Origin of the sequence: Streptomyces sp. BHT-5-2 (assembly GCF_019774615.1) — a bacterium.
GTDB lineage: Bacteria > Actinomycetota > Actinomycetes > Streptomycetales > Streptomycetaceae > Streptomyces.
This window is the reverse complement of sequence record NZ_CP081496.1, coordinates 3,563,518-3,576,763: the sequence shown is the minus strand read 5'-3', so window position 1 is coordinate 3,576,763 and position 13,246 is coordinate 3,563,518. Positions and strand designations below refer to the sequence as shown.

Sequence of the window (13,246 nt, the reverse complement as noted above, 5' to 3'; positions counted from 1 at the left end):
GAGAGAAAGGTGATCACAGGCATGAGAGCGGTGCCTCTCTGAGGGTTGGTCTTGACGGGGCGGAGATTGCCTATGGCGTGCCGCGCTCAGGGGGCGAGTGTGGCCAGAAGTCCCAAGCGGTCAATCTTTCCGTTCGCCGTTACCGGTAGGTGGTCCACACGGCATACGACGTCTGGGACGGAGTGCGGGGGAAGCCTCAGCCCCAGTGAACGGCGCAACAGGGCGGGGTCGGTGGGGCTGCGGTCCTCGCCGGAGGTCGTGTAGAACAGCGCGAGTCGGTCGTAGTTGCCCAGTTCGCCGGGTACGGGTATGGCGACGCAGTGCGAGACGCCGGGCAGTCGGCCCGCGTGGGCTTCGATTTCCTCCGGTTCGATGCGGTAGCCGCGGACCTTGACCTGACGGTCGGCGCGACCGGTGAAGTGGAAGACGCCGTCGGCGTCCCGGAATCCGTGGTCGCCGGTGCGGTAGAGGCGGGTGGCATCGGCCAGGCGCTCCTGGAAGCGCGTGGCCGTCAGGGCCGGATCGCCCAGGTAGCCCTGTGCCAGTCCGGCACCGCTGATGCACAGTTCGCCGACAGTGTCGGGCGGGCACTCATGGCCTTCCTCGTCCAGGATGTGGACGCCGGTGCCGGGCACGGGACGGCCGATCGGAACGCCGTACTTCGCCTCGCAGTCCGGCCCGGCGATGGGATGCACGGTGGCGAACACGCAGCTCTCCACCGGACCGTATCCGTTGAACAGCCGGATACCGGGGTGCAGGCCGAGGAACCGGCCGACATGGGACGTCGACAGCCGCTCACCGCCGATGTACAGGCGTCGCAGGCCACGGAAGCAGTCCGCGTCTATCTCGGTGAAGAGGTTGAAGAGGGATGCCGTCAGCCAGGCGGTATCGACTGCGTGGGCGTCGATCAACCGCCGCAGAGTGTCCGGCAGCAGGTAGTCCTCGGCCGCGGTCACGCAGCTACCGCCGGTCGTGAGCGGCCCCCACAGCTCAAGCGAGAACGCGTCCCAGGCCGCCGGCGCCGCCTGCAGCATGACGGTGCTCGGCCCGAAATCCAGCGGGCCGTCCGCCATGAACAACCGCGTGGTGGCGAAGTGCGGGGAGACGACGCCCTTCGGCGTACCGCTGGTTCCTGAGGTGAAGAAGACCGAGGCGGGCACGTCCGCGGGGCCGACGTACGCCTGGGAGTCGCCCTTGCAGGTCCGGGCCGAAAGGTCGGCCGGCGGCCTCCAAACCGTCCAATGCTCCGGCAACTCTTCTGCGTCGGCCACCAGCACGGGAGCACCCAGCTGTGCCAGCACGCCGTCAGTCCGCTCCCGCGGCCACCTCGGGTCCAACGCGGCATAGCCAGCACCGCACTTGAGGATTGCGAGGAGGGCGACGTAGAGACGGGCAGAGCGGGGCAACAGGACCGGGATCAGCGTGCCTGGGCCAGCACCGGAGGCCAGCAGGGCGGTCGCCCAGGCGTCGGCCGCGGTGTCGAGGGTCGCGTAGTCGAGCCGTATATCGCCGTCGACCACCGCGAGGGCGCCCGGTGTCATCCGGGCCTGGTGCGCGACGGCCTGGTGGATGAGTCCGAACCCCATGGAACAGCCCTCCAGATCGGTCTTTCAGAATCCCTTCGCAGATATTCCGTCCCGTTCACTTGTGGTGTCACGTACCCACTTTCGGGGACGCGGACCGGCATTGACTTTCCGTGCCGGTGGAATGGAATCTGGCTGGGCCCGAGGCTGCCGCCAACCTCGGTCTTTTCTCAAGGGGGTTGATTTCGATGACGACTGGCAAAAAGGAAGGGCACAACCTTCCCGAGCCGATGCTGGCGGGAGGCGGCAGCGGTGTCGAGCTGCTGGACTACGACGCCGTACCCGGTCGGCGGACGGATGGCTCCGCCCCGGGAAGCATGCTCCTGATCCATGGTTTCGGTGGCGACAAAGGACAGCTGCGACCGCTCGGCGACGCCCTGTGCCCGAGCGGTTCGGTGGCCGTCTACCCCTCCCTGCGCGCCCACGGCGACAGCCACCGGCCGGCATGGGGCTACTCGGTGCTGGACTTCTCCGCCGACCTCCACCGCTTCGCCGACGCCCTCCCGGACGACCTGCACCTGGTCGGCTACTCCTACGGAGGACTTGTGGCGGCCATCTCTGCGGTCACCTGGGGTGCGGCCAAGGTGCGCAGTCTCGTGCTGATCGACCAGTCCTTCGACGCCCACCCCGCCCTGCACGTGGCAGACGAGTGGGCCGAGGGCAGCCTGCTGCGCTGGACCTACGACTTCGGGCATCTCCCGGATCTGCTGGAGCGGCTGGGCATCCCCGTACTGCTGTTGGCCGCCGCGGACAGCCACAACATCCTGGCTGACGAACGCGAACGTCTCTCCGATCGGGGCGGCAGGGCCCTCGCGGTGGAAACCATCCAGGGATCCCATGCCGACTGCTACCGCAATACGGACCAGCTCGCCTCCGCGATGCGCGACTTCTATCGGGGTCGATTCGCCGGAACCGATGAGAAGGAAAACGCCGCATGAAAATCCGCTTCATCGAGGAAGGGCCGGCCCGCACCCTCGTTCTGGGAAATCTCGTCAATTCCCTCGGCAACGGCGCCTTCCTGACCTGCTCCGCCCTCTACTTCACCCGGATCGTCGGCTTCTCCCCGTCCGAGCTCGGCCTCGGACTCAGCATCGCCGGCATCGCGGGGCTGTTCGCCGGTGTTCCATTCGGACATCTCGCCGACCGCAGGGGCCCCCGCGGCACCGCGGCGGCGCTCCTCGCCCTGGCCGGCGTTGCCACCGCCGCCTACCTGGCGACCGACTCGTATGCCTTGTTCGTCGTGATCGCGTTCCTGTACGCGCTCTTCGAACGCGGCGCACACGCCGCCCGGCAGGCTCTGATCCCGGCGGTCCTGAACGCCGAGAACCTGGTGCGTGTCCGTGCCAAGATCCGCGTCGTCACGAATGCCGGCGTCTCGGCGGGAGCCGGGCTGGGCGGTCTGGCTCTGCTGTGGGATACCGAGACGGCCTACCGGCTCACCTTCGCCCTCAACGCGTTGAGCTTCATCGGCTGCGGTCTGTTGTTCCTGCGGCTGCCTGCCGTACCGCCCTCGACGGAGCGCCGCCCGGGCGAGCCGCGGTTCGCGGTACTGCGGGACACCCCGTACGCGCTGCTGGCCGTGATCAACATGCTGATGCTGCTGCACATCCCGATCCTTGAGGTGATCCTTCCGCTGTGGATCGCGCTGCACACCGACGCACCGCACGCGCTCACCGCCGTACTGCTCCTGCTCAACACTCTCGCCGTGGTCGCCCTGCAGGTTCCCGTCACGAAGAGGATCGGCGAACTGCGCTCGGCCGTCCGGGCCTTCCGGCTGGCGGGAGTCGTCCTGCTCGGCTGCTGCACGGCCTTCGCGCTGTCGGCCGGCCGCGGTCCTGTGATGGCGACGGTGGTGCTGCTGGTGGCGGCGGCGCTGCATGTGTACGGCGAAATTGTGCAGTCGGCCGGTTCCTGGGTGATCGGCTACGAACTCGCGCCCGCGGACAAACAGGGCCAGTACCAGGGCCTGTTCAACACCGGGATCGGGGCCGTCCAGATGTTCGGCCCGGTCGCGCTGACCCTGCTCCTCATCGACTGGGGTAGGCCCGGATGGCTGCTGCTCGGCGTGGTGTTCCTGGTCGGCGGGCTGTCCATGGCGCCGGCGGTGCGCTGGGCCCAGGCCCGCCGGACCGGCGCGGACACGGCCACCCCTGCGCCGGCCACCGTCGCCTAATCGGCAGTCCGTACATCCGCCACGACACATCAGACGAGAGAGACGATGACTCACCCGCACACCACCGCGAAATCCACCGCAGTATCCGCCACGGAATCCACCACCGTGCCGCCCTCGGGCACTGGCCGTGACGGTGTGGAACTCCAACTCTGCGACGTCTGGCGCCGGTTGCTCCGCCGCGACGACGTCGGTATACACGACGACTTCTTCTCGCTCGGCGGCCACTCGCTGCTCGCCATCAAGCTCACTGTGGAGGTGCGCAGGCTCTTCCAGATCGACCTCACCGCCGCCGACCTGCTCTCCGCGGCCACCGTCGCCGAGCTGGCCGAGATCGTCCGCCGCGGCACGGCCGACCGGCAGGGCCAGCTGGTCCGCATCCAGCAGGGCTCCGGCGGCAGCCCCGTCTACGCCCTGCCGCCGGTGTCCGGAACCGTGCTGCTCTACCCACCCATCGCCCGCGCGATGGGAGTCGACCAGCCGTTCTGGGCGGTCCAGTCGGTCGGCTTACTGCCGGGCGAGGAGCCCCTGTCCTCGCTGGAGGACATCTCCGAGTGCTTCATCGAACAACTGCGCACCGTCCACCCGGAGGGTGCCGAGTGGAACCTGATCGGCTACTCCATGGGCGGACTGCTCGCCTATGAGACCGCCCGCCGACTGACGGAACGCGGCGAGCGCGTCGGACTCGTCGGCCTGCTGGACACCCGCATCACCGTCGAGCCCAGCGGCGACCCGGATTTCGCCCTGCGCGCGCTGCTCTGGCGCGGGCTCAAGCTGAACCTGGATATCGACTGGCTGCGCGGTCTGACCCGGGACACCAGGGCGAAGGTTCTGGTGGAGCGAGCCGTCGCCGCGGGCACCATGCCCGCCGATTTCGACGCCGACCGCCTGCGCCGCATGATCGACATGTACCAGTTCAACCTGGACGCCCTGGCGGCCTACCGGATCAGGCCGTACGACGGCACGGTCACCGTCTTCCGCGTCACCGACCGCTCCATGGAGGACTGCACCCTCCCCGACGACCTGGGCTGGAGCGAGGTCGCGGCCCGCGCCGTGGTCTGCGATGTCCCAGGCGACCACTTCACGATGGTCGAGCCTGGCCAGGTCGAGGTCCTGGGCCGCCGCCTGCGCGAGCAGCTCGACCTGGCGTCCGTGGCTGCGCTGCCCTCGTGACCGCCGCCGTACGGAAAGGAACGCCCATGCCGCTGCCGATACCCGACGAAGCGTCACCTTCCTGCAGCCTGGACCCCATCGGCGTCGTCCGCTCCTCCCGCAGCGTGCCCGAGTACGACGGCTGGGGCGGGGTCACCTCGCTCATCGAGCTCGACCCCGCGCGCCTGCGCCCCGAGGCCGTGATCGGTCTGGAGCAGTTCTCCCACCTCGAAGTCGTCTTCCACTTCCATCTCGTACCCGAGTCAGCGGCCGTCACCGGCGCCTGCCACCCCAGGGGCCGTACGGACCTGCCCCGCCTCGGCATCCTCGCCCAGCGGCTCAGGGAACGCCCCAACCGGCTCGGCGTGTCACGCTGCGAACTGGTCCGCGTCGACGGCCTCACACTGCACGTACGGGCCCTGGACGCGCTGGACGGCACGCCGGTGCTCGACGTCAAGCCGTACCAGCGGCTCTTCCAGCCGGATCCGGCCACGGTACGCGAACCGGCCTGGCTTCACACGGCGATGTCCGCCTACTACGACACCTGACGGCGCCCCGCGCGGCACGTCGCGCTCGACGCCTTGCTTCCGGCACTTGTCGACACTTGTCGTCCCGGCGTCTCTCTTCTCCGCCACGGATCCGGCCACAAGCCGACCGAGGCTCCCTTCACAGCCAAGGAGACCACCTTGTCCGTCCTCACCACCAACCGCGGTGGCACCACGGTCGATCTCGAACTCAACCTCGGCCGCCTCCTCGACCGCAACCCGCAGCTGCAGATCCCCCGCGACGAGTACAACATCAACGTCACCTCGAACGAAGGCGACCGGCTCAGCGGCGACGAACTCGCGGCGGAATACGGCACGTTTCCGGGTGCCGGCCACCCTGCGCACCTGTACTTCCACCTCCCGCTGTGCAACTACATCTGCCACTTCTGCAACTACGTCAAGAGACTGGTGCCGCGGGGCAAGGAGGACGGGGCGCTGCGCCTGTGGTCCGATCTCCTCATCGAGGAGTCCCGCCGCTACCTGGACCGCTACGACTGGATACCGCACGCCCGCATCGAGTCCTTCTACATCGGCGGCGGCACGGCGGCGCTGCTGCTCAACAACCCCGACTTCATCAAGCCATTGGTCAAGCACGCCCGTGAGAACTACGACCTGGCGGACGGCATCGAGTTCAACATCGAGGGCAACCCGGAGAACTTCCAGCGCCACCACCTCGAAACGGCCCGGGAGCTGGGCTTCAACCGGTTCAGTCTCGGTGTGCAGTCCCTGCAGGACGAGGTGAACGACTTCACCAAGCGCCGCCACTCCGCGGCACAGTCGATCGAGGCCGTCGAGAACCTGCTCGCGACCGGCTGTCCTTTCAACGTCGACATGATGTTCGGCCTGCCCTACCAGACCCCGGAGTCGGTACGCCACGACATGGAGATCCTCACCGGCCTCGGCGTCCCGACCATCACCATCTACCGGCTGCGCAACGCAGACCGGGAGGAGATGGGCATCGGTAACCGGGCGGTGTGGAACAACCCCACAGTGCGCGAACGCCTCATCCGCGAGGGCCGCTTCCCTGACCTGGAATCGACGTACGCGATGCGTCAGGAGGCCGTCGAGGTCCTGCTTGAGCAGGGCTACTACCCCAGCCCCTGCGGCTGGTGGAGCCGACCGGGCACCTACGAGGGCGGCAACATCCCGCAGACGTCGAAGAACAAGTGGGAGCACTACAACACCATGATTGCGTACGGCCCCGGGGCCTACGGCTGGCTCACCGGCGACCAGGAGGAGTTCCTCCAGACGCACAACATCACCGACATCAGCAAGTACGTGTCGTTCATGCAGAACAACGAGGGCCTGCCGCTGAGCTTCGGCCGGCGTCTGTCCGGCCACAAGGCCATCGGCACCGCGCTCGGCTTCAACTTCAAGGCCAACCAGCCGATCGTCCTCGACCGCTACCGGGAACGGTTCGGCGCAGATCTGCTCGAAATGGAGCCGTTCGCCTCGGCGTTCGCGGAGTTGCTGGAGCGCGGGCTGGTCGAGGAGGTCGCAGACGGTGCCGCGCTGAAGCCGACCCTGGACGGCGAGGCGCTGCACGAGGAGATCATCTTCCACTACTTCCACCAGCGCATCGGCCTGTCCGACGCGCCCGTGTGCCGGCGGTGACCGTGCAGCAGACGACAATGACGACGCCCACCGCCCCGGCCCACGGCTCGGCCCGCCGGGTCAAGAGCGCCTTCGCCGCCCTGCACGGCGCCGACTCGGCACTGATCGTCCCCGGCGTCGTGGCCGCCACCATGGGCACGCTGCTCGCGTTGACCAACCCGGGCGGCCACATCGTCGCCTCCGACCAGACCTGCGACCCGCTGCGCGGCATGCTGCACCAGGAACTCACCGGCCTCGGGCGATCGGTGACGTTCGTCGACTGCACCGACGTGGACTCGGTCGCGGCCGCCGTGCAGCCCTCGACGCAGGTCGTGTACACCCAGTCCCTCAGTGACCCGCTGATGAGGCTGTGCCCGGTCAACGAGATCGCTATCCACGCGCAGATGAACGACCTGCTGCTGGCCGTGGACAACACCGCGCTGTCGCCGGCCGAGCTGCGGCCGCTGGAGACCGGCGCCGTGGTCGTCATCGAGGACACGGCCCCCTACCTGGACGCCTGGGGAGACGTCGACGCCGCCCTGGTCACCGGCCTGGACCGGCACCTGCCGCGGATCGCCGAGCAGTGCGCGCGCCTCGGCGGCGAGGTGGACGGCTGGGCGGCGCACCTGCTGGAACGTTCCCTGTCCACCCTGCAGCTGCGCCTGTCCGCCCAGCGAGCGGGCGCCGAGCGGGTCGCCGAGGCGCTGCGCGGGCACCCCGCAGTACGAGCAGTGCACCGGCCGTCGTACGACGAGGCGCCCTGGGCCCTGGAGACCCACCAGGGCTTTGGCGGACTGCTGTCCTTCGAGGTCGTACCGGAGGTCAGGGACCTGTCCGGGGTGCTGGATGCCTGCCGCGGCGACGGCACACCGCTCAGCACATCGGCACAGCTCCCGGCTCGCACCACCCACGCCCACTTGAGCGAGCGGGTGCGCCGGGAGGCGGGCGTCTCACGTCAGCTGGTGCGCCTGTCAGTGGGCGTCGAGGACGGCGACGCGCTGGCCCGCAGGGTTCGGCGGGCCCTGGACACGGCCCTCGAACAGAACACAGCCCTGAAGCAGAGCAACGGAGGAGAGCGATGCTGAACGGCGTCGATCTGCGCGCCAGGCAGGCCCTGGCCGAGCAGATCCGGGAGGACTCGTGGGAGGCGCAGCTGAGCCTGGGCGTGGCAGCACATACCGCGGTCGCCGACCGCTGCAGGGTGCGGACCGAGCCGATGCGGCTCGGCTCTACCCGGGTGGCCCGAACCTTCGGCATCGACCAGCGGTGCGGATCAGGTGCGGACGACTGCCTCGACCCGGTCGGCTCGCTGTTGGTGGCGCTGGGCGCGTCCGTGGCGGACAGCGTCGTCACCGAGCTGACCGAACAGGGTTGCAGTCCGGCGCTGCTGGAGGTGCTGCCGTGCGTCGAGTTCGCGCGGGACGGGGATGCGGCCAGGCTTGCCTACGAGATACGTCTTGGGGGTAACGTCCCGGTCGAGCAGGCCCGGCGGGCGCTCGCGGCGGCCCGCGAGCGGGGCAGCGCCCACCGCACCCTTGAGGAGCCCAACGACATCAAGGCCGTGGTGCAGACCGCCCAAGACGTGCATCTGACCAGCCGGCCCGTCCTGCCGGGCACGGAGCCATTCGTGCCGGAGCGGCGGCGTGCGGCCCGGGTGATGTGGGAGGTGGGCACTCATGTGCTCGCCGAGGTCGACGGCGTGCATGCGGAGTCCGATCAGCCCAAGCAGCTATTCGGTGCCGATCTCGCGCCCAGCGCCCAGGAGTACTTCCTGGCCGCACTCGCGGCGGAGGCCCTGGGATTCGCCGATCCGGCCAGGGCCACCGCCGCCCCGGACAAGCCACCCGTCTCCGCCCACGCCTCCGGCCGCATCGACCTGCGCGGACCGTACTCCACTCAGATCGCCCCTGCCGGACTGCGCAACATCCTGGTCCAACTGCTGCCCGCCGACCCCACCGCGGACGGCAACACGGCGGTCCGGAACATGCGCCGCTGGCTCGCCGGGGGCCCCGCCCTGCGACTGGTCAGGGACGCTCACCCGATCGAGGTCCGGCTGGTCCTGAACGGCACGCCGGCCCCCGCACAGCACACCGAGAACGACCGCACGATCGCCGCGAACGACACGAAGGAGTAGCACCGTGCCCCGTGAATGGGACGCCAAGACGTACGACTCGCTTCCCCTGCCGCACCAGCAGTGGGGCAAGCGCACGCTCGGCCGGCTGGAACTGAAGGGCGATGAGACCGTTCTGGACGCCGGCTGCGGCACGGGGCGCGACACGGCCGCGCTGCTCGACCTGGTGCCGGACGGCCAGGTGATCGGGGTCGACGGCTCCAGCCGGATGCTCGACCAGCTCCGCACGAAGTTGGCCGACCGGCTCGACCGGGTCGAGGTCGTCCATGCCGACCTCACCAAGCCGCTGCCGATCTCCAGCCAGGTCGACGCGATCACCAGCGTGGCCACCTTCCACTGGATCACCGATCACGCCGCGCTCTTCACGAATCTCGCACAGCACCTGCGCCCGGGCGGCCGGTTCGTCGCCGAGTGCGGCGGCCAGGGCAATGTCGCGCGGATCAACGCGGCAGTGGAGGAGGTGCTCGGTAGGAAGACCGACGACAAGGAGAAGGTCTGGTACTTCGCCGGCGTCGAGGAGACCACCGAGCGGCTGCGGAACGCCGGGTTCACCCACATTGAGGTCACCCTGCTGCCCGACCCGGCCCGGCTGGAGCCCGGCGAGCAGTTGTGGAGCTACCTGGCCACCGTGGTCCTCGGCTCCCACCTTGACCGGCTCCCCGCGTCCGACCACGAGGAGTTCGTCCACGCGGTCGCCGCCCGCCTGCCCCAGCCGGTGGTCGACTACGTACGACTGAACCTCACCGCCCGCCGCGCCTGACGGAGGCACTCCATGGCCCACCCCGCTCTCCCCACTCTCCTGGTCGTCCACGACCAGGGATCCGCCGGCCCCCTGCGCATCCTGTCCGCGGCGCGGGGACTGTGCCGGGTAGTCTTCCTGTGCGAGTCGGAACATCCGTCTCTGGCAGACGAGTTACGGCAGGTCGCGGGGCACGCCGAAGTGGCAGACATCACGAACCTCAGCGAACCGGAGGTGTGCCGACTCGCCGAAGGCCTGGATCCCGCGGGCGTCGTCACCTTCAGCGAGCACCGGCTGCGGCTGACCGCGGCGGTGGCTGCGCGCTGCGGGCTGCGCTTCCACTCCCGCGAGACCGCGGCCGTCCTGACCGACAAGTACCGGCAGCGGCAGATCCTTTTGGAGAGCGGTGTCCAGGGCACAGGGTGCGCCCTGGTCCGGCACCCGGACGAAGCCGCCTCCGCGCTTGCCCTGGTGGGGACGCCCGCGGTGCTCAAGCCACGGCAGGGCGCCGGAAGCGTGGACACCTGCCTGGTCGCCTCGGTTGACGAATGCCGCTCCCGGCTGGCGGAGTTCGCCGGGGAAGCTCACCGGGACTTCGTCCTCGAAGAGTTCCTGCGTGGGGATCCCAAGCAGACGGGGCCGGGCCGGGGCGACTACGTCTCCGTGGAGTCGCTGGTCGTCGACGGCGAACCGCGGACCGTGGCAGTCACCGGAAAGCCGCCGCTGGTCCCACCGTTCCGGGAGACCGGGCACGTCCTGCCTGCTCCCGTCGCGCCCGCTCTCGCGGCGGACGTCATACGGCTGGAGCAAGCGGCGATCCGTGCCCTGGGCGTCCGGCACGGTGCGACCCACACCGAGGTCAAGCTCACCGCCGACGGGCCCAAGATCATCGAGGTCAACGGGCGACTGGGCGGCTACGTCGCCGAGATCGTGCAGCGCCACACGGGGTACGACATGGTGGCGGCGGCCCTGCGGCTGGCGCTCGGGATGCCTGTCACCGCTCCGCAGCCTGCACCGCGCCGCGCGGACCCGGTGGTCTTCCAGTATTGGCTGGTCCCTCCCGGAGGTCCGCTCAAGCCGGGGCCACCATCGTTCCTCGAAGGACTTGCGGAGCTCCCCGGAATCGACCTTGTCGACGTCTCCCCGCCCGGCACCTGGCACACCGACTGGCGACGGGGCACGACCGGCGCGATCGGCGTGATCTACGGATCCGCTGCCGATCACGCCGAGTTGGGGATGCTGCTGGGGCAACTGCAGGAGCGACTTGACCGCTTCTGGCACGCACACAGGCCCGAGCGCTGACGCGTCCTGGCTGATCGGTACGGTGAGCCAACTCCTTTGAATTTCCCCTGCTTTGGCGAAAGGTTCGAGAAATGCCCGAGAATAACACTCCTGCCGAGGTGGTGTGTCGTCCGGTGGGTCGGGTGGTCGGTGGGCGGCGTGACGTCCGGGACGACGACTGGGGTACGGAGCGGGCCGTCATCCGTCTGGATGCCGACCGGTTCGGTCCCGACGCGGTGGCGGGCCTGGACGCCTTCTCCCACCTGGAGGTCGTCTACCACTTCCACCGCGTCCCCGTGGACCGGATCGAGACCGGCGCCCGTCACCCGCGCGGCAACACCGACTGGCCCCTGGCCGGCATCTTCGCCCAGCGCGGCAAGAACCGCCCCAACCGCCTCGGCGTCTCCCGCTGCCGCCTGCTCGACGTCGACGGACTCGACCTCCACGTCCAGGGCCTGGACGCCATCGACGGCACCCCCGTCCTCGACATCAAGCCCTACATGACCGAGTTCGGCCCCCAGGAAACCGTCACCCAGCCCACCTGGACCACCGAGATCATGCGCCACTACTACTGACCTGCCGCAGCACGGAAGTCACGGGTAATCGCCCGTACACGGGGTAATCAGTCGTGCCCGGATCTGCGGTGTCGCACTGCGACCACCTGAGGGTCTGGGTGCTCGTCTTCGACACCTGCCCGCCCCTCAGCCGGGGCGGGCAGGCCGTACAGTCCCCGGGTGCGGCGCTCGCTATGTGCCGCAGGGCGCCCTCGCGGGCCGGCAATGGTGGCTCGCTGGTCGCGCGTACGGCTGGCCAGCGGGGGTGTCCACCGCGACGTTCGAGAAGTGGAAGGCATACCGGGCCGCCAGCTGGTAGTCCTCCGGGAGGCAACGCAGGATCTCACCTGCTATCCCGGCGCCGTCGCCCCCTCGGCGGGTGCCCACCTTGGCGATGGACTCGGCAGTGCCGATGAAGCCGGCGGTAACGGGGGCAGGACGGTTCGGCTGGTCGCGCGACCAGGACCATGCCGCCAGAATGGCGACCTCCGGGCTGCGTCGGCCCGTGACAATCAACGGGCCTGTGCCGGGCACGGGCGCATGTTCACAACCCGCCGTCACTTGCGACTCCTGCTGAGGACTCAAACCGGCGGCTATGGCAATCGCAATTCGCCCCGCATCATCGGCATGTGCGTAAGGTTCAACTCGGCCCTCGGACACGCACGCAAAATGCCTGGTCGGCGCGCTGACCAGGCATTTTGTGCGTGGAGGCCAGATGGGCCGTCGAAATGGGTGCGCGGGCTTTTGGTGGGGCAGTGCGCTGACCTGGGGTTTCTCCCGAGCTCGGGTGTGGGGGTTCGTGTCGGGTTCATGTGGAGATCGTGTGTGTTCGGGGCTTGTGGCCTCGTGGTCTCAGGGCTGTGACCGCTCCGTCGTCTGCACGTGGCGTGGGGGTTCACATCGGCTGGGGGATACGACTCGGATCCACCTCCTCCTACCGGGTGTGGTTGGTACCGCGCACGGACTCCGTCATGGAGATGCCTGCGGATTGAGCGGTACCGCGTCAGGGGTTCAAGCTCCAAGGCAGGATGCGACGCAACGAAACGGAAGGCACAGCGCGGCCCGCCACATGGGCCGGCAGCTGCCGAGCTCGATCGGCCCTCACTAGGCTCACAGCCTTCATCAGTGGTCGGACGCTGAGCTTTGGATCTGTCCGACGCGACATGGGCCATGCCGTGGGTGCCGCCTACCGGGGCGACATCTGGCCCTGTGCGCGGTGCAGCTGATGACCCTCTACGTCGATCAGGCCCTGGAGTTGGAGCGGGTGGTGTTGCAGATTGAGCCGGGCAACACCCCCGGCATCGCTGTCGCCAACGCTGGCCTGGAACGCCGGGCGCCGACCGGCCCGTAGTGCAGGGGCTGCGTCATCCGGCACTCGACGAGACGGCCTACGGCCCGGAGCTGACCGGTGAGCATTACCGATAGCAGGGCATAGCCCGAAGGCGCGGCCCAGCTATCGGTGATGCCGCTGGTGAATTCGGGTCCCGGCCGTGACGTC

General features: G+C 69.1%; 12 protein-coding genes. 11 read left to right on the top strand and 1 reads right to left on the bottom strand.

Going from position 1 to position 13,246, the window contains the following annotated elements; translation table 11 throughout:
- Positions 1-86: 86 nt before the first annotated feature.
- Positions 87-1,586, bottom strand: a complete 1,500-nt coding sequence (locus K2224_RS15835; RefSeq protein WP_221907159.1) for an amino acid adenylation domain-containing protein — start codon at positions 1,584-1,586, stop codon at positions 87-89.
- A gap of 185 nt (positions 1,587-1,771) precedes the next feature.
- Between K2224_RS15835 and K2224_RS15830 the strand changes: the two genes are divergently transcribed.
- From K2224_RS15830 to K2224_RS40515, 11 genes are all read left to right on the top strand, one after another.
- Complete coding sequence (locus tag K2224_RS15830; protein ID WP_221907158.1) at positions 1,772-2,521, top strand: alpha/beta fold hydrolase; 750 nt, start codon at positions 1,772-1,774, stop codon at positions 2,519-2,521.
- Positions 2,518-3,756 carry an MFS transporter gene (locus tag K2224_RS15825; protein ID WP_221907157.1) on the top strand — a complete coding sequence of 413 codons (1,239 nt, stop codon included), beginning with the start codon at positions 2,518-2,520 and terminating at the stop codon, positions 3,754-3,756. The genes K2224_RS15830 and K2224_RS15825 overlap by 4 nt, the downstream gene beginning before the upstream one ends.
- A gap of 45 nt (positions 3,757-3,801) precedes the next feature.
- Complete coding sequence (locus tag K2224_RS15820) at positions 3,802-4,926, top strand: alpha/beta fold hydrolase (RefSeq protein WP_221907156.1); 1,125 nt, start codon at positions 3,802-3,804, stop codon at positions 4,924-4,926.
- Positions 4,927-4,952: 26 nt separating this feature from the next.
- Positions 4,953-5,453, top strand: a complete 501-nt coding sequence (locus K2224_RS15815; protein WP_221907155.1) for an SAM-dependent methyltransferase — start codon at positions 4,953-4,955, stop codon at positions 5,451-5,453.
- A 138-nt stretch (positions 5,454-5,591) separates the two neighbouring features.
- A complete protein-coding gene (locus tag K2224_RS15810; RefSeq protein ID WP_221907154.1) occupies positions 5,592-7,064 on the top strand; it encodes a radical SAM protein in 1,473 nt (490 codons plus the stop codon).
- Positions 7,065-7,081: 17 nt separating this feature from the next.
- Positions 7,082-8,128, top strand: a complete 1,047-nt coding sequence (locus K2224_RS15805; RefSeq protein ID WP_221907153.1) for a PLP-dependent transferase — start codon at positions 7,082-7,084, stop codon at positions 8,126-8,128.
- Positions 8,122-9,177 carry a hypothetical protein gene (locus K2224_RS15800; protein WP_221907152.1) on the top strand — a complete coding sequence of 352 codons (1,056 nt, stop codon included), beginning with the start codon at positions 8,122-8,124 and terminating at the stop codon, positions 9,175-9,177. The genes K2224_RS15805 and K2224_RS15800 overlap by 7 nt, the downstream gene beginning before the upstream one ends.
- 4 nt (positions 9,178-9,181) lie before the next feature.
- Positions 9,182-9,934 (top strand): trans-aconitate 2-methyltransferase, encoded by a 753-nt coding sequence (locus K2224_RS15795; protein ID WP_221907151.1) that lies wholly within the window; start codon positions 9,182-9,184, stop codon positions 9,932-9,934.
- Between the two features lie 12 nt (positions 9,935-9,946).
- Complete coding sequence (locus K2224_RS15790; RefSeq protein ID WP_221907150.1) at positions 9,947-11,215, top strand: acetyl-CoA carboxylase biotin carboxylase subunit family protein; 1,269 nt, start codon at positions 9,947-9,949, stop codon at positions 11,213-11,215.
- Positions 11,216-11,286: 71 nt separating this feature from the next.
- Positions 11,287-11,769, top strand: a complete 483-nt coding sequence (locus K2224_RS15785; protein WP_221907149.1) for an SAM-dependent methyltransferase — start codon at positions 11,287-11,289, stop codon at positions 11,767-11,769.
- Positions 11,770-12,973: 1,204 nt separating this feature from the next.
- Positions 12,974-13,099, top strand: a complete 126-nt coding sequence (locus K2224_RS40515) for a hypothetical protein (protein ID WP_260692672.1) — start codon at positions 12,974-12,976, stop codon at positions 13,097-13,099.
- The last annotated feature ends 147 nt before the right edge of the window (positions 13,100-13,246 follow it).